The organism is Mycoplasma sp. 6934 (assembly GCF_055523595.1).
Genome location: NZ_JBVFVE010000001.1, coordinates 873,585 through 895,866, shown reverse-complemented (window position 1 = coordinate 895,866; position 22,282 = coordinate 873,585). Strand labels below are relative to the sequence as shown.

The following is a 22,282-nucleotide window of genomic DNA, read 5'->3' as shown; positions in this document are numbered from 1 at the left end:
AATTAACCTTTTAATTTTTGCAATTTTTCTAAAGCAGCTTGGGCTGCTTGGCTTTCTGCTTCTTTTTTTGATCTTCCTTTTCCTGATCCATAAACATTTTTTTCATGAATTGCTTTAGCTTCAAATTCTTGATGTCCTAATTCTTGAGTTTGGTAAGTCACATTTTCTTTACTCATACTTTGGAATAATTCTTGTAATTTAGTTTTTGGATCTTTTAAATCAGTTAAATTAATTAGGTTTTTATCCTTTACTTCAACTAAAATGAATTTTTTAATAAACATGATAGCATCACTAAGACCATGGTCTAGGTAAATTGCACCAATTAAAGCTTCAAGTACATCAGCTTGCACCTTTGGTGAATTAATTACATCTTGATGCATTTTACCAGGACCTGTACGTAATAATTCTGGTAAACCTAATTTTTGACTAATCATTGATAACATTTTAGTTTCAACAATTACAGCACGGTAACGAGTTAATAATCCTTGGCTAATTTTTGGATTTGTTTTTAAAATGTATGATGAGACTACAAAACCTAAAGTTGAATCTCCTAAGAATTCTAAGTTTTCATAGTTGACATCACTAGGTTGATCATCTTGGTTGCTAAATGATTTATGGGTTGTAGCTTTAATATATAAAGTTATATCAGCTGGTTTAATATTGATTGTTTCTAAAAATTTTTCTAGTTTAATTTGGTATTCTTGATTGTTAGTTTGCATTAGTTTCTCCTTTGAATTCGTTGATTAAATTATTATCAATTGCTTGGTACATTTGGTCTAGTGCATATAAAATGGCAATTTTATCACTTGAACCATGGATTTTTAAAGCGGGTTTTTGTAAGCCTATGATTCAAGCTGCTCCAGAATTACGATAATCTAATTTTTTCATAATATCTTTGAAAACTGGTTTTAATAATAATGCACCAAGTTTAGTTCTGAGCCTATTTAAAGCTCCTTCTTTAATTGCATCTTTGAAGGATAAAATCGCTCCTTCAAAGCTTTTTAGGATTAAATTTCCACCATAGCCATCAATGATGGCTATGTCGTAATTGCCTTTTAATAAATCTCTTGGTTCGCTAAAACCAATGTAATTTAGCTCAGGATCCTCTTGCAGCAATTTTGCTGCTTGGATCGTTGTTTCAAATCCTTTATAATCCTCAGTACCGATATTTAATAAGGTGATTTGAGGATTTTTGACCTGAAACATTTTTTGGCTAAAAATTTGTGCTAATTTAGCTCATTGGTGTAAGTATTCAGGCTTAACTTGTAAATTAGCACCAACATCTAAAAATAAGATTTTACGCTGATTTAAAGCGCTGAGTATGGGCATAAAGGCGGGGCGATCAATTTCAGGTAAGCGACCAACTTTAAAGGTTAATGCCGTAATATAATTGCCACTTTCACCACCTGAGATAATGCCTTGAGCCTGGTTTTCTTGCAGCATTGTAATAGCCTGGTTCATGGACGTTGGTTCTTTTAAATTTTGCCTCAGGTTTTTTGGATCACTATTTTTATGGTTATTATCAATTAAAGATATTTGCGGATTAATTTCTTTAATTGATAACTTAGATAAATCACCAATTAAAGTGAGTTTTAAATCTTGGTGATTTATCAAAAATTCTTGGCAAGCTTCTAAATAGGCTTGTGGTCCATGATCTAAGCCATTAATATCAATTACAATATGTTTCATCTTATTCAACTCCTATTAAATAGTGATAATTAGGTTGATTTCCTTCGGTAATTTGCACGTCAATTTCGTACCGCGTTTCTAAATAATTAGCTAAATCTTGGGTACTAGTGGCTGAGCCATCTTCGCCATAATAAATACTGATTATTTCACTTGATCCTTTAATCATTTTAGTGCTTAAAATCCTTAAGGCTTCTTTTTCTGTTTTGCTAGCTGCAATTATCTTACCATTTAAAATTGATAAATAATTACCACTTTGAATATTAATACCATTAATAGTTGTATTACGAACTGCAACTGTAATTTCTCCCCAGGCTACATCGTTAATTGCATCACTAATTAATTCATTATTATCCTCAAAATCAAGTTCAGGGCTAAAATTGATAATGGCACTTAAACCTTGAATTTGGCTTTTAGTAGGAATCACAATGACATTTTTATCATCCACAACTTGGGCAGCTTGCTGGGCTACTAAAATAGCATTTGAAGAATTTGGGAACACAAATACTGTTTCAGCATTAACATTGTCAATTGCATTAATAATTTCTTGTGCTGATGGGTTTTTGGTTTCGCCAGCTTCCACGACAAAATTAGCTCCTAGTTCATACATTTTGTCAATAATTCCTTGACCAATATTACATGAAACTACCCCACATTTTTGGCGATCTTCTGATTCTTTTGCATTTTGAAGTTTTTCACTATTTGCTTTTGAATTATTAGCTTGCAAGGTCATGTTTTCAGATTTAATTTTAATAAATTCGCCATACTTTTGTAAAAGTGTTAGAAATTCACCAGGTACTTTTGTATGACCATGGACTTTGAGAATTTCATCATCGCTCACAATCACTAAAGAATTAGCTAATTTTTCTATTTCTTTAGTTAAAGCATCTTTATTAAAGTTTTGCCAATCATCTAATTGGATTAAAACTTCAGTACAATATCCAAATTCACCTTCATAAACTTCACTATCACTAACAAAGGCTGAAATATCTTCAATTTGTGAAGATATTTCAACTGGGCGATTATTTAAATATTCATTAATGCCTCAAAAGATTTTGTATAATCCTTCGCCCCCTGAATCTGTTACTCCAACTTCACGTAAGATCTTAAGCTTATTTGGTGTTTCATCGCAGCTTTGGCGGCAATATTTTAATAATTTACCAAAAACTTCTTGTAAGGTAATATTTGGATCATTAGTATCTTGATATTCTTTAACAATTCCTTCAACGGTTTCCCTTATCACAGTTAAGATAGTTCCTTCAACTGGTTTAAAAACTGATTTATAAGCTCTTTCAACTGCTGCTTGCAGGGCCTTTAAAAATTCAGATAAACTTAAAGAATCTTTACCTTCAGAGCCTAATGCAAAACCCTTAAAGATTTGGCTTAAAATAACTCCTGAATTACCACGAGCTTCATAAATCATGGCTGTTGAGACTAATTTAGTTGCTTCTGAAATAGGTGTAGTTGCATCAACTGTTTTAAGTTTTGAAACAATTGAACTAAAAGTTGAAGACATGTTGGTTCCAGTATCACCATCAGGGACTGGAAAGACATTTAAAGCATCAATTTTATTTTTTGAATTTTGTAATGAATAGGCTCCTGAAATCATCATATTGGCAAAAGTTAGTGAATCAAGAAAAATTGGTTTATTCATAAATTACTCCTTTAATAGTAATTGTTAAGTTTTTCAGTTTTTGTTTTGTTAATTTAAATTCATAACTAAGTTTTTGGTTTATCTCCATAATTAATTCATTGGCTTGTACCCCAGCTAAAATTGAGATTGAAGCTTTGAAACTTCAAATATTATCTAATTGAAAAACTTCAATTAAATCTTCGTAATTAACTTGTGCCACCACATTCATGGTTTGGGAAACTGGATGAATTTCCTTAATTCCTGGTGTGGAGGTTAAGATGTTAATAAATAGTTCTTTGACTTGATTTATGTTCATAAATCCCCTTTGTATAATTTATAAAATAAAAACTTATTATTTATATTTTTATATTATAAATTATAATTATAATTTAACAAATAATATTGTTGATTATTAGGAGACTTTTTATGGCAAATATTGTGGCCAAAGCAATTGTATTAGAAATTGAATTACGTAATGATAATAACCACGTAGTTAGTTTTTTTACTAACTACGGGGTTTTAAGACTAGTAGCTAGCGGTATTGATAAGCCTTTATCGAAAAATCGTGCTAATTTACAACTTGGTAGCCTTGTAGAAATTGAATATTTTTCGGCAAGATTAAAAGGAAAAACTGGGCGGTTAAAAAAAGCATATTTATTAAAAATGTATGATCTTACCGAAGTGCAAAGAGTGTATTTTTTTAAAAAAATTAAAAAAGTTTTAATGTATATTAGAGAAGTGAATCACTTATATGATTTATATTTAAAAGTATTTGATTATTTAACTAAAGGGTATACTCTCAAGATTTTGACGTTTTTTTATGCTCAAAGTTTATATTATTTTGGAATAAATCCAAGTTTTGAATCATGTTGAGAATGTGGAGAAAACCGCAATTTAGTTTCATTTGACTTTTATGAAGCTGGTTTTGTGTGTAAAGAGCATTGTAATCCTCGAAAACTAATGAGCGTGGAATATTTAAATGCAATTTGGGCTTCATATCATAATTTAAAAAAATATTTATTATTAGTTGATTATAATTTAGATATGAATTTAAGAGCATTATATAAAAATCTATTAGTAGAAGCTGGTTATTATATTTAAAAACAGATCAAATTACTTTGATCTGTTTTATTTTGGAAAAGTTTTTTTCTTATAATTTCGCAATACTTGCAACATTTGTGATTCTTCAAAATAACTGTGCTCTTTATTGTGCTTATATTCATTATATTGCTTTTGGGTTAATAATTTATCTTTAAACATGATATCTAGATAATAATCAATGATATTACTACTAAAGAAATATGAATCGTTATTATACATTCAAATGATGTTTTGAATTTCGTTTAAAATTGCTTCTTTGATTAATGGACCATAATTGAACTTACGGGCATTTTCTTCAAATTCTTCTTTATCCACAATTTGTAATTCTTTATTTGGATAATGTTTGATATCCAAATCATAATCAATAAATTTAATAGTATTATCTTCATAAATTGGGTATGAGGCTAAATTAATATAATAACATTTAGCTCCATCACGAAACATCATAATTGAATTATAAAAACTGGCTTTTGGGATGAATCATAAAGCATCATCTTTATATGATCATCCTTTGCGACCTTTAATATTTTCAATAACCCTTGCACCTTTTAAGGATAAAACAATATGACGCGAGTTATGAAATAAGATTTTAGCATTAGTTCACTGGCGGTATAAAAAACCATTATGTTTGTAAGCTTGCACATTTACAATTGAGCCCACTTTAATATCATTAAAATCTCATGACATTATGGCTTAAGCTTTCTTATCGTTGCTTGGTTATTGTTATTGTCAACAATAAATTTTTCAAAGTTGCTGGTTGTTACATTAGTTGATCTTTGGGTTGAAACAGCTCTTTGAGTTGGTAAGGTAATATTGTATGTTAGTAATTCATCATCAGTTGCTTTGCCATCTTGATTGGTATCGTACCATAAATGAATTGTTGAATTATCTTTAACATCCATGAAGTTTTTGGTGATATAACTCACAAAGTTTTGGCTATATCCTGCATCAGCAGGATATAAACGATTCTGAATTTGTTTTTGACGATCTGTTGAAGGATTTTGACCATCTTCAGACATTTTAGCTCCTTCGTCAATATCTTTATGACCAAAGAAATTAAATGTTTTAGTAGTTTCAAATAAGCTTTGTTCATAAATTTTGCTAGTTTGATCTTTTAAGACTAAACCTGTTGCCTTAGTATTTTCTGCTAAATAACCAGAGAATTTTATTAAGGTTGGATAACTAGTGTTAGTATTTTCAATACCTCTATCATTATTTCTTAATTCATTTTTGGTAAAGATTTGACTAATTGTTTTGCCATATCCCATAGTTTCTAAAAATACTTTGTAAAAATCAACTGACCGGTTTTTAGTTTTAGTTTCGGGTAATTTGCCAGGTACTTCAACACTTCGAGTAATTGTTTGAGGTCGTCCAAAGATTGTTTGAACTCTTTCTTGTTTTTGCTCTGTTTTATCCACGACACGATATTTATTGATATCAAAGACTGAGTTTGGTAAAACAGTGGCATTAAACTTAGGACTATTATCATATTTATTATGACCTTCACCATTTTGAAATCACCCTTGGCGACGCAATGAATCAAAGTTATTTAAATATGTATATGATCAATCCTCGGCATTACCAGAAGGTGAAAAGATTCTAACCCCTTGATATTCACCTTCTGAATTAGTAAAGTATCTTGATCCAAATCAGTTAATGGTGCTTTTTCTCGCGGCCTCATTATCATAACTTTCATTTTCTTTATCAATTGAAAAATATGATTCATAGGCATATTTAGTATATTCACGAGGCACTAATTCAGTTAAAGAAAAGTTGTATTTAATTCTTGATTTAGTTGTTTGGAATGAGCCACTTGGACTAACACTCATTACTTGGCTAATATTATCATTACCCACTAAATGAGCAGGAGTAGTTAGTTCATTAGCTAAGCGTCAGATATCATTTAATGATAAATTACGGTAGATCAAGGTTTCTTTAACACGAGAATTAACGCCTAGTTTTTCTAAGACTTCATCTTCAATATAGGTTTTTTTGGTAACATCATAATTTAATAAACTATAAAAATTAGCGGTAAAATATGAGTTTCAAAACTGTCTTGCTCCATGTGAATGATCAACATTTTCTTGGGTAGTTCCTGGGTTATAATAAACTTCAGTTAACTGACGTTTATTAATATCTTTAGATTTATCTTCAGTCACTTGTGCTTTAGGATCTTCAATTAATCCTGTCTCAGCATACACCGTAACTCAGTGGTGCATATATTCATGGAAAATTGTTGGCATTAAATTACCAATAATTTGATAAGTATCAAAGCCTTTTTCTTGAGCATTTAGACCATTAACAAACATTCTCCGTGAATCAGGCATATAAAGTCCATTTACTTTTTCATTAATGATTGCTAAATCATTAATTGAAATAGATTTCAGATCATGAATTTCTGGCCCATAAGGAATTTTACGTTTAAATTCATGGACTAATTGCAATAATCCTTCTTTACCAAGTAAATATTTAGTTTCTCCATTTGCTTGGTAACTAAAATCTCTGAAAATTAAACCAATTTCAGGGTCTACATATTCTAAATATGGTTCATTATTACGCATTTTCACTTGTACTTGATCAAGGGAAGTATATAAAGTAGAATTAAGTATTTTGATTTCTTGTTCTTTTTCTTGAGGTGTTAAAGTACCAATAAAGCCGACTTCTTGCTCTGAAATTGGTAAAAAGTTTTGTACTTTATTTGTATAAATTTCTTTTTTTGGTTGTTGATTTGGTGTTTCTTTTTGCGTTTGACCATTATCTGGATTTATATCTTGCGGTGGATTTTTTACATTGCCTTGGTTTGGATCTTGTTCCTCATCTTTTTTAGGTGGCGTTCCAATGATGCTTATTTCAATTGGATCACTTTGTTTTGGTTCTTGGGGCCCTGTAATTTCTCTTTGGTTACCAGCAGCTGGATCTGCTGGTTCTTTATCATCTTTTTTATCTCTAAAAATACCTGCAATTGAACCAATTCCAGTTAAAAGATTTTCAGTAAAACTACATGATGCTGTAACTGTAGTAATTGATAAGAGTGAAAAAACAGAGATTTTTTTAATTAATTTCTTAAATTTCATAGTTAAATTATACTCCTTTATATTCAATATTTATTAATGTATAATATTATAACAAAATCAAAGAAAATTATTATTCAAACCAAAAATTAGATCTTATAAGATTTTTTACCAAACTTAGCATAAAAATGCTATAATATTATCAGATATACGGAGGTTAATTATGTATAAATATAAGGCTAGACTATTATCAAATGGCGAAATTGTTGCCAAATCAAATACATTAGAAGAATTAGAAGGATTAATCAAAGGCTTTCGCCGTGGTCAAAAACATGGTGAACATACCCAAGGTAACGTAAAAATTGAAATTATTCATATTGAGCGTGACCACCTTAGAGGTGAAAATTACTCTAGGGAAGTACTTATTAAAGTAGTTTAAAAAGTTTTCTTACCAAGATTTTTGTAAAAATCTTGGTTTTTTACATTTAAGGAGATTATTATGCGAAAAGTTTTAGTTATTAATGCAGGAAGTAGCTCAATTAAAATGAGTTTATTTAAGAAAGATTCGCTTGATTTAATTGCAAGTGGATTAGTTGAAAGAATCACATTGCCTATAGGTAATTTAAGTTTGAAATATAATGGTCAAAAATTTGAAAAAGAAGCACAGATGCCAAATCACCATAAGGCTGTTGAATTATTATATGAATTAATGCAAGAAGCTAATTTAATTAAAGATAAAAGTGAAATTGAGTTTATTGGGTTTCGGATTGTGCAAGGTGGTGATGAAGTTAAAACAACTGCTAAGGTCGATGAGAATTTAATTAAAATTATTGATAAATATGCAAGCTATGCACCATTACATAACCCTGGTGCTTTGCAAGCTATTTATGCTTTTAAAGATATTTTTCCAAATGCAAAACTATCAGCTGATTTTGATACCGCCTTCCATACCACAATTGATCCAGTGAATTACACTTACCCAATTAAAAAAGAATTAGCAAAAGAATTAAATATTAAAAAATATGGTGCTCATGGAATTAGCCATGAATATATTACCCAAAAATTACAAGATATTTTAGGTAAACCAAAGGTGACTTTTATTAACTTACACCTTGGTAATGGTGCAAGTTTATGTGCAATTAAAGATTCACAATCCTTTGATACCAGCATGGGACTTACTCCGCTAGCTGGTATTATGATGGGAACTCGTAGTGGTGATATTGATCCTTCAATTCACCAATATGTGATGAAATCAAAAGGAATTTGTATTGATACATTTACCAATATTTTAAATAAAGAATCAGGTCTTTTAGGAGTATCTGGAGTTTCAAGCGATATGCGTGATATTAGATCTGCTGCCGAGCAAGGTAATCAAGATGCAATTTTTGCACTTGATTTATATGCTCAAAAAATTGCGGATTATTGTGCTATTTACTTCAATAAACTTGGTGGCAGCATTGATGGCATAGTTTTTACCGCTGGAATTGGTGAAAATGTGGCTATGATTCGTGAGAAAATTATTAATAAATTACATTTTAAAACCTTAGAATTATGTAGCAAGGTAAATAATGGAAATATTGAAGATTTTGCCTTAATTTCAACAAAATTAAGTCAAATTCCAATTTATGTAATTAGAACTAATGAAGAATTAGTTATTGCACAAAATGCTTTAAAAATTTATAGTAAATAAAATGGGAGTTAAAAAAGCATTATATGCTGGCAGTTTTAATCCTTTTCATCAGGGACATAAAGAAATACTACAAAAAGCTTTAAAACTTTTTGATCAAGTATTTCTTTTAGTTGCTCAAAATCCAAAAAAAGAGAAAAATGATATAATAAAGAATATCAACTATATTAAATCCCAAACTAAAGAGTTTAAAAATTTAGTTGTTTTAAACCCTTATCCCCAAATCTTAAGTGCACAACTTGCCCAAGATTTGGGAATTAAATATTTAATTAGATCAGCACGGCAAAATTTAGACTATAATTATGAAATTGAATTAGCCAGTCAAAATAAATCTATTAATCCAGAATTAGAAACAATTTTAATTATTCCAGATGATGAATACATAAAATATTCATCAAGTGAACTAAAATTAATTAAGGAGCAAAATGTTTAAATTTGTTAAATCAGCAACAAGTCCTAGTAATTATTATGAGCATCAAAACTATGAAATAGCTTTTTGGGGCCGCTCTAATGTAGGTAAAAGTAGTTTAATTAATGCAATTGTTTTTAATAAAAAGATGGCTAGGGTGTCTAAAACTCCAGGTCGTACACAATTAATTAATTTTTTTGAAAATAATCATGGGGCTGTGCTAGTGGATTTACCTGGCTATGGGTATGCTAAAATTTCAATTGAGCAATCAAAACAAATGATGCTAATGGTGGAAAATTATTTAGAAACTAGGCAAAATTTAAAATGTGTTTATTTATTAATTGATTCGCGCCATGGAATTTTAAAAAATGATGCACAAGTAATTAAATATTTATTAAATATTAATATGCCTTTTGTGCTTGTTTATACTAAAAGCGATAAATTAAGACAAAAGGATTATCAAAACTTACTTAAATCAATTAAGCAAGTTAACTTAGAATATGGTAATTTTACTTATTTCATTGTCTCAGCTGAAAAACACAAAGGAATTAATGAATTAATTGAAAATATTAATCAAACATTATTAGGAGTATAAGATGGCAAAATTAAATTATCGTAAAGTAATATTATTTGGATCAGGACTATTTGTGCTTTTTAGTTCAATCCCAGTCTTAGCCACCAAACTAAAAGATACGAAAGTTTTTAAACAAGTAACATATGATGATCAAGTTACTTTATTAAAAGAAGAATTAGGGCAATTTAAATTAGAGGTTGGTAACTTTGATAAAACAATTGTTTATGCTAGTAAGTATGCAAGTAGCCCAATGTATTTACAATCTTCTGTTAATACCCCACGAGGAGATACAAACTTTTGAGCCAATCAATTGGTTCTAAAAAAACAATTAATTACTACTGATTTAAACCAAGAGAAATTATTTGGTTTAAATCATGCTAAAGGTCGCTTACTTAATTTCTATCAAGATAAATATAATTTATCATTTTATTCATATGCTAATGATTTAACTGGTACTTTATATTTAAAACTCATTTTAAATCCAAAAGATAGTAAAACATTAAATACCCAAGTTGAATATATTTATAAATTGGATGGTTTTAAACCTTATGATGAAGTTTCATATAGCCAAGGTATGTTTATTAAAGAAGTGTTACTAAAAGAAGATGTGTTGCAAAGTGAATATCCTACTTTAGCTGATTTTGAAGCAGCTTATAATAATGTTAAAGCAAATGCCGCTGAAAAAATAAGTTTTTATACTAAAGTATTTAGTTACTATGGTTCATCAAGTTCATCTATGGTTATTCCTAGTTCAATTGAACTTAGTTTTGATCATGAAAAAAATACTATCTTATTTACTTCAAAACTTAGAGCCATTATTAATGAAGCTAAAGAAGATGACTTAAGTTATTTAAATACCAAAGATACCAATATTAGTGCTTCATATACTTTAAAATATCCAACTAAAGCTCAAGAATAAGATAAAACCTGCCTTAAAGGCAGGTTTTTGCTAAGCTTTAATTAACGAATAAAGTTTAATACTTGAATCAAAATTTTGAGATGCTTTAAGATTTGTTAATTCAATTAAAACAACAATTTTAGTAACGCTTGCACCTTGTGATTCAACTAATTTAATCATTGCATCAATGGTTCCACCAGTTGCTAACACATCGTCGATAATCGCGATTTTTTGGCCTGGTTTTAGGAGGTTGGCTTGGATTTGTAATGTATTTTGTCCATATTCTAAATCATACTTTTGGGAAATCACTTCTCCAGGTAATTTATTTGGTTTACGGACCATTAAAAATGGTTTATTTGCAGCATATGCAGCGGGGGTTCCAAATAAAAAACCACGAGCATCAGGCGAGATAATTACATCAACATCATCAAGATAACTAGCCATTAAATCAATGCTTGCTTTAAAAGCCTTAGCATTTGCTAATAATGGGGCTACATCTTTAAAAATAATGCCAGGTTTTGGGAAATTTGGAACATCTTTAATATATTTTTCTAAATTCATTTTATGTCTTAATTAATACGTACGTCTTCAAAAAATTCAAGCACATCATCTTCCGCAATGTCATTGAAATTTTTAATATGAGTACCAAAATCTTTTCCTTTAATTACTTCTTTAACATCATTTAATTCACGGCGTAAACTCTCAATTACCCCTTCGTGAATTAAATTACCTTTGCGGTATACTTTAACTTTTGCATTCATTTTTACTGTACCTGAGTCTACTAAACAACCAGCAATATGTCCCACTTTTGAATAGTAAAAGACTTTAATAATGTGAGCACTAGCAATTTTACGTTCTTCATAAATTGGAGCTCTTTGTCCTTCTAATAAACTTTGGCAATCTTCAATAATTTTGTAAATAACATTATGTTCAATTAAACTAATCCCTTGCGAAGCAGCATTTTGCTTAACTGTGGTTGGGGTTTTTAAGTTAAAGACAAAAATAATTGCATTTGAGGCTTGGGCAAGTAGAAGATCATTTCCATTAACGTGCCCAGCACTAGCTGAAATAACTTTAATAATGGCATCATCATTTTCAAGTGAGTTAACTTGTCCTTTTAAAGCTTCGGCAGTTCCGTGCACATCACTTTTAATTAAAATATTAATAACTTTTTTACCTTCGGCATTGGTTGCTGCTATGCTTTTATCATGTAAAAAGTTCATTTTATCAGCGAAGGCCTTTTCGTTGGCTAGTTTCTTGGCAAATTTTTCATCGTTAAAACCGACAAATTTATCACCAGCATCAGGAGCATAATTTAGACCTGTAATAATAGCTGGAGAACCAGGAACTACTTTGTCAAGTGGTTCGCCCTGAGCGTCTGCTAAAGTTCGAATTCTTCCGTATTTTGAACCAGCAACGATGAAGTCTCCTTTGATTAAGGTTCCATTTTCGACAATAATAGTTGAAACAACACCAGAACCTTTATCAATTCTTGATTCAATAATAGTTCCAATTGGATAACGATTTGGATTAGCTTTTAAATCCATAATATCAGCTAAGAGCATAATTGCATCAAATAAATCAGTGATTCCATCTCCATTTAAAGCCGATCCATAGACAATTTGGGTATCCCCACCATATTCTTCAATTACTACATCATTTTCAGCTAACTCACCTTTTAAACGATCTAAATCTTTATTAGGTTTATCCATTTTGTTAACAAAGACAATGATTGGAACATTTGCGGCTTTTGCATGGATAATAGCTTCTTTGGTTTGGTGCATTACTCCATCATCAGCTGCTACAACTAAAATAATAATATCAGTTACTTTGGCACCTCTTGCTCTCATCTTGGTAAAAGCTTCATGACCAGGAGTATCTAAAAAGGTTATTTTGCTATTTTTATGTGAAATTTGGTAAGCACCAGTATGTTGGGTAATACCACTAGATTCAGTAGAAACAATATTTGAATTTCTAATTTTATCAATTAATGTTGTTTTACCATGGTCAACATGCCCCATGATGGTAATAATTGGGTATCTTTTTTCAAGATCATCTTGGTGATCTTGAAATAATACTTCATCAAGGAAATTAGTTCCATCGATATTAGTTGCTTTTTGGAAGTCAAAGCCATTGTCAATACACAATTCAGCAATTTCATCTTCATCAAGGATTTGGTTTAAATTATACATTTTACCTTTTAGGAAGAATTTTTTAATAATATCATTAGCATTAAGTTTGGTACTTTGGGCAAAGTCTATAATTGACATTTTTCCGGTAAATACAAAAACACCATCTTTAAGCTCAGTTTTTGTATTTTGTAATTGTTCTTTAATGTCACTGACATTACTTATTCTGGTTTGTTTTTTGCTCATATTAACTCCTTTAACTGGGTTTCTAAAACTTGATATTGATCTATTGATATGTTAGACCTTAAAGAGCGATTAAAGGCTCTTTTTTTGATAATTAATTTCCAATTTTCTTGCGTTGGAAGAAAATAGCAGCCTCGTCCCTTAAGATTTTTATTTCAATCAATTACAAGTGTATTAGTGGTTTTTTGATAATCAAATCTTACAAGATCTTGTACTGGAAGAATTTGATTTGTTGCAATACATTTTCTCGTTAATATTTTATCAATTTTCATCTTCTAAATCACCAAAGTCAAGATTTTCAGATAATCCATAACTAGCTAAATCACTATCAACTTTGAAATCTTTAATTCCTTTATAAACTTGCACAAGGTTTTTTGATTTTTTATGATTTTCATTAACAGTTTCTGAAGTTGTTTTTGATTCATTATTTTCAAAGTTTTCATCATCAAAAACTTCATTTTCATCTGCAAATGAAGGGTTGAAAATGTAACCTCATTGCTCTTCATCGCTTGAAGACATTAAATCTTCATATGACTCAATACTTTGGTCTGAATCTTTCATTTCATTAGTTAGATTATAAAACAGATTGTTTATATCATCGTTTTTAGGGCTTTGAGTTTTTGTTTTTCTGGTAGGTTTATCTTGTTCAGGGGTGTTTAGAGTATTATCAATAAATGATTGTAAATCATCACTAAAATTACTCAAGGCAAGTTTCATTTCTTTAACATCCAATAATTCTTGAGCTTGTGAACGTTTGCCAAGTTTTGGCTTTGTTGCTTTAAATAATTGTTTATCTAATAATTTATTTGATTGTGTTTCTTTAAGTTTTTCTTTATTATATGGTAAATTAAGTTCGTTGGCTTGTTGAATACTTTTTACTTTAATTTTAATACCGGTTAATTTTGAGGCTAATTCAATATTAATTCCATCTTTACCAATTGCTCTAGTTATATCTTCATCTTTAACAATTGCAAATGCTGCCCTATGATCCTTGGTTACTAAAATATCAACTGGGACAACAGGCGAAAGCGAATTAGAAATAAATTCTTTTTTATTATTTGAATAACGAATAATGTCAATTGATTCACCAATTGCCTTTGAAGCATCATTGATTCTTTGGGCATTTTGCCCAAAGATTGAACCAATAATATCAAAATCAAACTTACGTTCTGGATTTACACGCACGGCTACTTTTGATCTAATTCCGTATTTTCGTCTGATTCTAACAATTTCTAGATCACCACGTTGTATTTCAACAATTGCTTTAGTTAAAGTGTCTTTAATTTCATTTTTATCAAGCATAGTTACTTCAAGCGGAGTAGCAGTTTTTTCTAAGTTAACTTTTTCTAAGATAACTCTGATATCAGCTCCAGGGTTTAAAGTTTTACGTGGTGGTGTTTTTTTCTTTGGTAATAAAGCTCGAAATGCTTCATTATTGTAGAAGATATCAATATCGTATTCATGTTTTAAAGTGGTATTAACTTTAGCAAAGAATTTTTCACCAATTTTATTGCCAAATAATTCTTTTACGCGTGATCTTTCTAATAAACGAGATTCTTGTTTAAAACCACTTAAAATAGCTTTACGTGATCTTTCTCCAAGATCATCAAACTTAAATTCAATTTCTATTTCACTACCTGGTTGATAATTAGCACGTTTGTCTTCAGGAACTAGCGAAAGCAAAAAATCAATAAAGTAAATATTTTTATCTTCATCTTGTTCAAAATTTGGATTAGTAAGATCATCAATAACTTTACCTTTTAAATTAATAATTCTGGCAATTGAATTCTCATGATCTACTCTGATCTCAATTTGTGCATCAGGATCATATGATTTATTAATGGCACGTTGAATTTCAGTTTGGAAGATTTGCACAATATCTTCAAATGGCAGTTTTTTATGTGCTGAACTCACTTTTAAAAGTTCATAAAAAACTCCTTGATGGCTTTTATTTACTGGGGCTCCTTTAGTATCTTTTTTAATTCTAGGCATAATATCTCCTTTAAAATTTTATATATTTTTCAATTTTACTAATTTGATTTACGTTAATTTGGATTTTACGAATATTACCTTTTTGGTTTCATTGCAATTTCAGAATATCTTGATTAATTTCTAATAATTTTACAATTAAAATATCATGATCAGCAAAAGGTTTTTTTAAGAAGATTTTAAGATCTTGATTTATATAATTAGGCAATTTTGCAAAATCAAGCTCAATTGCTTCACCTTTAGATAAAACTTCAAGATAATAATTATCACTGAATCAGTTTTGTGTATCTAAATATTCACTGATTGCTTTGGATATTTCTTGAACTTTATCTAAATCATTATAATCAACGGTTACTTCTAATGTTTGGCCAAATGTATTTGTGATTTTAGCACCTAAAATAACTTCTCCAAATTGCTCTGTTAAGATTTTTTTATAATCCATGTTACCTCCTTTTAATAGAAAGAGTTGCTAGCGCAACTCTTTCAAAAATATATCTTGATTTAGTTACTTATATTATAACATTTCGAAATGAAATTTAAATTAAATTTACATTATTCTTTGTGTTTTTTGGAAAAGTCACTTGCGAGATATTAACAAAATAATTGTCTTTTAATTTTAACATAATTTTTAGATAAAAAAATGTATGAGAAAACAGAAAACACGGCAGTGTTTTCTCGTCGGTTTTGCTTACTTTTGCCAAAAGTAAGGCCCCTTTGATTGCAATCAAAGGCGGGGGATTAAAAAAATTTTAAGTTATCTTATATTTCCGGACAACTTGCCGATAGTTATTTATTTTTTTCATCATATAATCAATTTCTTGCTGAGAGTATTTATCTAAGCTTTTTCCTTTGGGAATGTAATACCTAATTAAGCGGTGCATATTTTCTATTGAACCTTTTTGTCATGAACTATATGGTTGGCATTTAAATAATCTTTCAGTTGGAATTACCTGGTGCAATAAGACATTTTCACTACCATTATCAACTGTTAAAGTTTTAATGTCTAAGTTATGTTTCTTGATTAGTTTTAGAAGAGTCTGTTTTATAGCTTTGGAGTTGCGTTTTGAGAGCATAGCATAAGACATTCTGGTTTGCCGTTCAATTATCGTCACAATACAATATGTATCATTGATTTTACCAATAACGGTGTCTAATTCAAAATGGCCGTGTTCAGAGCGATCATTAATATAAGCTGGACGTTTCGAAATTTCCGTAGCATATTTTAATGTTTTAGGTTTGGTTTGTTTTTTCTTCCTTATGCCATATTTGCCTTCAGATTTTTTAACAATGTGGTCAAAATCAAGAAAATAAGGGTATTTTTTAATTATTTTATAAATTGTACTAGGTGAGGGAGCAAATTCATCAGGGGATAATTTTTTAAAAGAATTTACAAGATAGGTAACTGATTTCTTAACTTCTTTTTGCTGCAAATTCTTTTTATTTCTATTTTTAGTATATGTATTAAGCTCACTATACCAATATTTTCTGTAGGCCTTTCATTTATCTTTAATTGTATCACTTACAAAAAAGAGCCTCGCAAATGAATAGCCTAATAAATGTTCGTATAGTTTAGTAAAATTAAGAGTTTTAACACGCATTACTCTTTTTGAACACTTAGGACAAACATAGCGATTTTGTTTATCTAAACTAAGTGGTCTGCGATTTGTAATAATTTTAATTTTGCTTTTTATACTTCGAATGTCTCTGTTAAAAATCTTAGCTACTTCTTGGATTGAGAAGCCTTCAGAAAGTTCTTGTAAAATATTATAAAGTTGTTCTAGATCGATTTGATCTGATCGTAATTTTCGTTGCGACTCAAGTGCTCCTTGCATTTTCAAGATAGTGTTGTAATTCTCTTCAATTTTAAAATGTTGATATTTATTTTCTTTTCGATATTTGTCAAAAACACAAATATATTTTTCTAAATTTTTCATATAATTTTAAAGTCTCCTTTCATTTTTTAAAAATTATTAATACAACTATTTTATTACAAGGCAGACAAAAACAATGTCACATGCAAAAAAACTTGCATGTGACATTTCCAATTAATAACATTATTCTTTGTTAGCAAATTTACCTAAGATACTGTTAATACGTTCACTAGTTGGCATAGCTACTAAATAAGTTCCAGCTACAATAGCATCAGCTCCTGCTTTTAAACATAATGGACCAGTTTCTGAGTTAATTCCCCCATCCACTTGAATTAAATAATCATAAGAATGTTGAATTCTTAATAAACGTAATTCTTTAATTTTATCTACAGAACTTTCGATAAATTTCTGACCACCTTTACCTGGTTCTACTGACATAACTAAAACTAATGATAATTTTTTTAAAAATGGTTTAATTTGCTCAACAGTAGTATTTGGTTTAATTGCTAAACCAATTTTTAATTCTTGGTTGTTTTTATTTAAAAATGCTTGAAATTTATCTAGATCATTTTGAATTGCTTCAAAATGAAAGGTGAAGATATCAACTTGGTCTTTGAGGTATTCTAAATAATCATAAGGATTTAAAACCATTAAATGAGCATCCTTAAAATGTTTTAAACCTTGCTGGTTAATTTGTTTAATTTCATCTACTGAAATAGCAGTATTTGGTACAAATTTTCCATCCATTATGTCATAATGGATTCATTTAATACCATTATTAATTAAAGTATTAGCCATATTTAATCTTTGGTCAATTTCTACATTTAATAAACTTGGGGTAACATATTTTTTCATTTTAGCTCCTATTTTTGATTTGTTAATTCATCTTGTAATTTAAGATAATTTTGGTAACGAAAGAAAGGAATTATTTTCTGCAAAGCAGCTAGTTTAATTGCACAGCTATCTTCTGGTTCATTAACGTGCAAGCATGAGCGATATTTACAAGTTTTAGCTAAAGACTGAAATAATTCAAAGCTTTTTGCTAATTGATATTTATCTAAATCTAGTTTTAAAGCAGAAAAACCAGGAGTATCAATTAAAAAGCCATCTTGAAAATTAATGATTTGAATTTGTCTTGTGGTATGCTTACCTCTGCCTAAAGCCTTGGAAATACTTTGGGTTTCAAAATTAAGGTTAGTTAACTTGTTTAAAGTTGTGGTTTTACCAACCCCACTTTGGCCCATGAAAGCACTAAATTTATCTTTAAAAATAAATTTATAAGAATTATCTATCTCTTGCGTATTGTCAATTAAATATACTTCATAGCCCATTTGTTGATATTGCATTTGTCATTCTTTTGCTTTGTGAATATCAAGATCCGCTTTAGTAATAAAAATAACTGGCTTAATATTTTTAAATTCTAAAATACTTAAATATTTATCAAGCAAAAAAGAACTAAATTCTGGCTCGTATACTGACATACAAATAATCATTTGGTCAATATTAGCAATATTCGGGCGAATCAAATAATTTTTACGCGGTAAAATTTCGGTGATTAAACCGCCTGAAATTTCGATATAATCACCAACTAATGGCGACAAATTTAAATACCTTAATTTACCAGCTGCCTTGATGTTTTGACTGTGCATTGTGTCTAAGTTTACAACTTTGTAAACTCCAGCTACTAAGGAAAAGATTTTTAATTTAGGAATCATAAATTGCAAAAGAAATTTATACTTGGTTTAAAACCAAATATAAATTTCATAATTTTGTTTTTATTTAATACCTAATTCTAAATATAAGATTTGTTTAATTTCATTAGCGGCACGTTCTGGTGTATCATTAATTACTTTATATTTAAAAATATTAGCTTCTGCAAGTTCGATTTCAGCTTTTTTCAAACGATATTTTAAAGTATCTTTATTTTCTGAACCACGTTTAACAATACGTTTTTTTAAATCATCTACTGAAGGAGGTAAAATAAAAATAGTTATTAAGTTATACTTTGAATTTCATTCCTCTTTTTCAAATTTATTAATAATTTTTTTTACTCCATTAGTTTCAATTTCTAACAAGGGAACCATGTTTTTATCGTGAATTTTTGTTAATTCAGAATTTAAAGTTCCGTAGTAGTTATTTAAGTGGTATGAAAATTCGACAAATTTGCGTCTTTTTAATAAATCACGAAATCGATCAACATCAATAAAATGGTAATGAATTCCATCAAGTTCACCTGGGCGGCGCTTTCTTGTTGTTGCCGAACAAGAAAGTGAAAGGTTTAATTCTTCAAATTCAAATAACAATCTCTCGATTGTACCCTTGCCTACCCCACTAGGCCCTGATAGAATAATTATTGGTTTTTTCCTTGAATTCTTTTTTACCATCATATAGAAATTTTAACACAAGAATGAAATTTTGCCAAATATTTGTGTCATACTTAAAAAATAATATGTGTTAAAATATAAAAACAAGAAAGATAGATAAATATGTTTTTTAAATTTTACAAACCAAAAGGTGATTATTCGAATAAACGAATTAGACAATTAGCAAAGGAATTAAATGTCAAAAAAATTGGACATTTAGGTATTTTGGATCCATTAGCCCAAGGCTTAATGATTGTGGCTACTAATGAAGATACACGGTTATTAGAATATATTCAAAATAAAGATAAGGTATATATTGCAAGAGCAAAATTATTTTGAGAAAGTGATACTTTAGATATAACCGGCAATTTAGTTCGAAAGCCAAGTAAAAATATTAGCGAAGAAGATTTAATTAAAGCAATAAACAAAGTAAGTAAATTTACAAGCCAAATTCCGCCTGTTTATAGTGCTAAAAAAATAAATGGCAAAAAAGCTTATGAATATGCAAGGGAAAATAAAGAAATAACATTGAAACCCCAACAAATTAATATTAATGAGCTTAAATTGATTTGATATTCAAAAGAGAACTGTGAATTTGAAATACTTGCTGATGTTTCACATGGCACATATATCCGTACTTTACTTTGTGATATTGCAAGTTTATTAAATACAACATGTGTTATGAGTGAATTAAAACGACTTAGCATTGGTAAAATTCAACTAAATAATTTGCTTCCAAATAAATATGAGCAAGTGAAAAATGATGTATTATTTAATTTACCGATTTATGAAGCAAACGAACCAGAATTAAAACTTTTATTAAATGGAGCTTGTTTTAAAGTAAATTTAGAAAATAAGAGTGAAATTTTTATTGTAAATCCTACAACAAACGAGATTTGTGCTGTAGGCTTAGTTAAAGAACAAGTGTTTTATCCTAAAAAAGTATTTTTAAAGAGGTGTATATGAAAAATTTAAAAGAAATTATTAAAGTTGCGGCTTTTGACATTGATGGAACATTATTGCCTAATGGTGATATTGTGTTTCCTGACAAAATTAAAAAAATGTTTCAAGAACTTAATGATAATAATGTAGTCAGTGTTGTTGCTACGGCACGAGAATTTGCAACAATTGGTGATTTTTTAGAACAATTAGCACCAGTTGATTATTTTATTGGTGCTAATGGCTCATTTATTTGAGATGTTAAAGCCCAAAAATTTATTTATAAATCAACTATTGATAAAAAAGTTGTGCTAGATATTTATGACAAATTCCAAGATCAAGATGTGCAAATTTCGGTTACTGATTTTGATAAAGTTTACAAAAGTCCAAATATGAATTTAGATACATGGTTTATTAAGCCATTTAAAGATAATTATTTAGATTATCAAGATTGAATGTTGCAAAATACTGATTTATATGTAATTACTTTTGGAACTAATGAACCAGCTAAAGTTTCAAAGCAAGTTCAAGAATATATTGACCAAAATAATTTAGATGTTGAAATTGAATCAAGATGATCAAGAGGCTTTTGGGTAAGCCCGAAAAATGTAACTAAAAGTAATGCATTAAGAATTTTATGTGAGCATTTAGGTTTTAGCATGGATAATTTAATTGCCTTTGGTGATAGTTCAAATGACTATGAAATGCTCCGCGATGCTTTTTATGGTGTTGCGATGCAACGAGCTAATGAGAGACTTAAAAGTGTCGCAAATGATATAGCTTTAGATTGCGAATATGATGGGGCATATTTAAAATTAAAAGAATTAAAAATTATATAAATGAATGATTTAGAAATTTATACTTTAGATAATTTTGAAACAAAAGAATCAGATAATTTTTTGCTTGGAAGTTTTGAATCTTTTCACTTAGGCCATTATCAACTTTATCAAGAAGCTTTAAAACATCCTGGCCGGATCATTTTAGTTACTTTTCAGCAAGATAATTTTGACTTTAAAAATAAAGGGAAATATTTTCAAAGTAATCATGCTAACTATTTTAATTTGGCACAATTAAACATAGATTGTGTAATTGAACTAGATTTTGCAAAAGTTAGAAGTTATGCAGCTTTAGAATTTTTAAATAAATTAAGTAATAAAAAGTCAATCAAAGTATTTGTTGGGCAAGATTTTGTTTTTGGTAGTGACCGACTTCGCGCAGCTGAATTAGATTTAAGCAATAATTCATTAATTGATTTGCAGATTGTTGAAATTTTTAAATTTAAAAATCAAAAAATTTCAACAAGTTTATTAAAAGAATCTTTAGAATTTGGTGATTTAGATTTAATTAATGATTTATTAGTTTATAACTTTACCATTGATACAATTTATCATGAAACTAAGTTATTAGTTAATCAAAAACAACTTTTAATGCATCCAGGTATTTATTTAACGATTTTATATTTAGATGATTTAGCCTATTTATCTTTAACACATGTGTCATTGCAAAAAGAATTATTTTGTTATTTATTATCATCTGAACTTAATTTACTCAAAGATTTAAAAGAGAAAAAATGCTATGTGGAATTTTTATCTAAGCAAAGATTAATTATTTCTAGTTCACAAGATCAACTTACCGAAGAAGACTACCAAGTTGCAAAAAATTATTTAGTCAATTTGAAAAATGCTTAAGTTATGATATAATAAGCAAGCTTAGTATAAGCAAAACAATAATTTTATTCTTGGCTATAAC

The 22,282-nt window shown here is 29.0% G+C and carries 24 protein-coding genes; 9 read left to right on the top strand and 15 right to left on the bottom strand.

Translation table 4 applies throughout. The features are described from left to right. Window positions 1-2: 2 nt before the first annotated feature. Genes rnc through AC0B4S_RS03820 form a run of 4 tightly spaced genes read right to left on the bottom strand, consistent with a single transcriptional unit; the run spans window position 3 to window position 3,635 of the window. Window positions 3-719 carry a ribonuclease III gene (rnc, locus tag AC0B4S_RS03835; protein ID WP_465101775.1) on the bottom strand — a complete coding sequence of 239 codons (717 nt, stop codon included), beginning with the start codon at window positions 717-719 and terminating at the stop codon, window positions 3-5. Further along, a complete protein-coding gene (gene plsX / locus AC0B4S_RS03830) occupies window positions 709-1,689 on the bottom strand; it encodes a phosphate acyltransferase PlsX (protein ID WP_465101774.1) in 981 nt (326 codons plus the stop codon). The genes rnc and plsX overlap by 11 nt, the downstream gene beginning before the upstream one ends. Window position 1,690: 1 nt before the next feature. Then, on the bottom strand, window positions 1,691-3,340 hold the full coding sequence (locus AC0B4S_RS03825) for a DAK2 domain-containing protein (RefSeq protein ID WP_465101773.1): 1,650 nt from the start codon (window positions 3,338-3,340) through the stop codon (window positions 1,691-1,693). Continuing rightward, window positions 3,333-3,635, bottom strand: a complete 303-nt coding sequence (locus AC0B4S_RS03820) for a hypothetical protein (RefSeq protein ID WP_465101772.1) — start codon at window positions 3,633-3,635, stop codon at window positions 3,333-3,335. The genes AC0B4S_RS03825 and AC0B4S_RS03820 overlap by 8 nt, the downstream gene beginning before the upstream one ends. Before the next feature lie 110 nt (window positions 3,636-3,745). On the opposite strand from AC0B4S_RS03820, the gene recO reads away from it, so the two are divergent. Continuing rightward, on the top strand, window positions 3,746-4,420 hold the full coding sequence (recO, locus tag AC0B4S_RS03815; RefSeq protein ID WP_465101771.1) for a DNA repair protein RecO: 675 nt from the start codon (window positions 3,746-3,748) through the stop codon (window positions 4,418-4,420). Window positions 4,421-4,447: 27 nt separating this feature from the next. Here recO and AC0B4S_RS03810 read toward each other — a convergent pair whose 3' ends face one another. Continuing rightward, a complete protein-coding gene (locus AC0B4S_RS03810) occupies window positions 4,448-5,107 on the bottom strand; it encodes a DUF402 domain-containing protein (RefSeq protein ID WP_465101770.1) in 660 nt (219 codons plus the stop codon). Further along, window positions 5,107-7,494 carry an MYPU_1760 family metalloprotease gene (locus AC0B4S_RS03805; RefSeq protein WP_465101769.1) on the bottom strand — a complete coding sequence of 796 codons (2,388 nt, stop codon included), beginning with the start codon at window positions 7,492-7,494 and terminating at the stop codon, window positions 5,107-5,109. The genes AC0B4S_RS03810 and AC0B4S_RS03805 overlap by 1 nt, the downstream gene beginning before the upstream one ends. A gap of 160 nt (window positions 7,495-7,654) precedes the next feature. Between AC0B4S_RS03805 and AC0B4S_RS03800 the strand changes: the two genes are divergently transcribed. The 5 genes from AC0B4S_RS03800 to AC0B4S_RS03780 are packed head-to-tail and all read left to right on the top strand — an operon-like array spanning window position 7,655 to window position 11,020. Continuing rightward, a complete protein-coding gene (locus AC0B4S_RS03800; RefSeq protein ID WP_465101768.1) occupies window positions 7,655-7,870 on the top strand; it encodes an MAG6790 family protein in 216 nt (71 codons plus the stop codon). 60 nt (window positions 7,871-7,930) lie between these two features. Continuing rightward, a complete protein-coding gene (locus tag AC0B4S_RS03795; RefSeq protein ID WP_465101767.1) occupies window positions 7,931-9,121 on the top strand; it encodes an acetate/propionate family kinase in 1,191 nt (396 codons plus the stop codon). 1 nt (window position 9,122) lies between these two features. Beyond that, window positions 9,123-9,551 carry a pantetheine-phosphate adenylyltransferase gene (gene coaD, locus AC0B4S_RS03790; RefSeq protein ID WP_465101766.1) on the top strand — a complete coding sequence of 143 codons (429 nt, stop codon included), beginning with the start codon at window positions 9,123-9,125 and terminating at the stop codon, window positions 9,549-9,551. Continuing rightward, window positions 9,544-10,122: a ribosome biogenesis GTP-binding protein YihA/YsxC gene (yihA, locus tag AC0B4S_RS03785; RefSeq protein WP_465101765.1), complete on the top strand. Its 579-nt coding sequence runs from the start codon at window positions 9,544-9,546 to the stop codon at window positions 10,120-10,122. Before coaD ends, yihA begins: the two co-directional genes overlap by 8 nt. Before the next feature lies 1 nt (window position 10,123). Beyond that, window positions 10,124-11,020, top strand: coding sequence for an MAG1430 family protein (locus AC0B4S_RS03780; RefSeq protein ID WP_465101764.1), 897 nt, complete (start codon window positions 10,124-10,126; stop codon window positions 11,018-11,020). Between the two features lie 30 nt (window positions 11,021-11,050). Here the strand turns inward: AC0B4S_RS03780 and AC0B4S_RS03775 are convergent, their stop codons facing one another. From AC0B4S_RS03775 to gmk, 9 genes are all read right to left on the bottom strand, one after another. After that, entirely contained in the window at window positions 11,051-11,560 is a 510-nt protein-coding gene (locus tag AC0B4S_RS03775; RefSeq protein WP_465101763.1) for an adenine phosphoribosyltransferase, read from the bottom strand. A gap of 8 nt (window positions 11,561-11,568) precedes the next feature. Continuing rightward, on the bottom strand, window positions 11,569-13,374 hold the full coding sequence (gene infB / locus AC0B4S_RS03770; RefSeq protein WP_465101762.1) for a translation initiation factor IF-2: 1,806 nt from the start codon (window positions 13,372-13,374) through the stop codon (window positions 11,569-11,571). Then, window positions 13,350-13,643, bottom strand: coding sequence for a YlxR family protein (locus AC0B4S_RS03765; protein WP_465101761.1), 294 nt, complete (start codon window positions 13,641-13,643; stop codon window positions 13,350-13,352). Before AC0B4S_RS03765 ends, infB begins: the two co-directional genes overlap by 25 nt. Beyond that, window positions 13,630-15,363 carry a NusA N-terminal domain-containing protein gene (locus tag AC0B4S_RS03760; RefSeq protein ID WP_465101760.1) on the bottom strand — a complete coding sequence of 578 codons (1,734 nt, stop codon included), beginning with the start codon at window positions 15,361-15,363 and terminating at the stop codon, window positions 13,630-13,632. Before AC0B4S_RS03760 ends, AC0B4S_RS03765 begins: the two co-directional genes overlap by 14 nt. A gap of 10 nt (window positions 15,364-15,373) precedes the next feature. Beyond that, on the bottom strand, window positions 15,374-15,802 hold the full coding sequence (locus AC0B4S_RS03755; protein WP_465101759.1) for an LSm family protein: 429 nt from the start codon (window positions 15,800-15,802) through the stop codon (window positions 15,374-15,376). 307 nt (window positions 15,803-16,109) lie between these two features. After that, on the bottom strand, window positions 16,110-17,294 hold the full coding sequence (locus AC0B4S_RS03750; protein WP_465101464.1) for an IS30 family transposase: 1,185 nt from the start codon (window positions 17,292-17,294) through the stop codon (window positions 16,110-16,112). A gap of 120 nt (window positions 17,295-17,414) precedes the next feature. Further along, window positions 17,415-18,086 carry a ribulose-phosphate 3-epimerase gene (locus AC0B4S_RS03745; RefSeq protein ID WP_465101758.1) on the bottom strand — a complete coding sequence of 224 codons (672 nt, stop codon included), beginning with the start codon at window positions 18,084-18,086 and terminating at the stop codon, window positions 17,415-17,417. An 8-nt stretch (window positions 18,087-18,094) separates the two neighbouring features. After that, entirely contained in the window at window positions 18,095-18,946 is an 852-nt protein-coding gene (rsgA, locus tag AC0B4S_RS03740; protein ID WP_465101757.1) for a ribosome small subunit-dependent GTPase A, read from the bottom strand. Between the two features lie 60 nt (window positions 18,947-19,006). Continuing rightward, a complete protein-coding gene (gmk, locus tag AC0B4S_RS03735; RefSeq protein WP_465101756.1) occupies window positions 19,007-19,618 on the bottom strand; it encodes a guanylate kinase in 612 nt (203 codons plus the stop codon). A gap of 99 nt (window positions 19,619-19,717) precedes the next feature. Here gmk and truB point away from each other — a divergent pair, with 99 nt between their 5' ends. Genes truB through AC0B4S_RS03720 form a run of 3 tightly spaced genes read left to right on the top strand, consistent with a single transcriptional unit; the run spans window position 19,718 to window position 22,221 of the window. Then, complete coding sequence (truB, locus tag AC0B4S_RS03730; protein WP_465101755.1) at window positions 19,718-20,569, top strand: tRNA pseudouridine(55) synthase TruB; 852 nt, start codon at window positions 19,718-19,720, stop codon at window positions 20,567-20,569. After that, window positions 20,557-21,372 carry a YcsE-related riboflavin metabolism phosphatase gene (locus tag AC0B4S_RS03725; RefSeq protein WP_465101754.1) on the top strand — a complete coding sequence of 272 codons (816 nt, stop codon included), beginning with the start codon at window positions 20,557-20,559 and terminating at the stop codon, window positions 21,370-21,372. Before truB ends, AC0B4S_RS03725 begins: the two co-directional genes overlap by 13 nt. After that, on the top strand, window positions 21,373-22,221 hold the full coding sequence (locus tag AC0B4S_RS03720) for an FAD synthase (RefSeq protein ID WP_465101753.1): 849 nt from the start codon (window positions 21,373-21,375) through the stop codon (window positions 22,219-22,221). The last annotated feature ends 61 nt before the right edge of the window (window positions 22,222-22,282 follow it).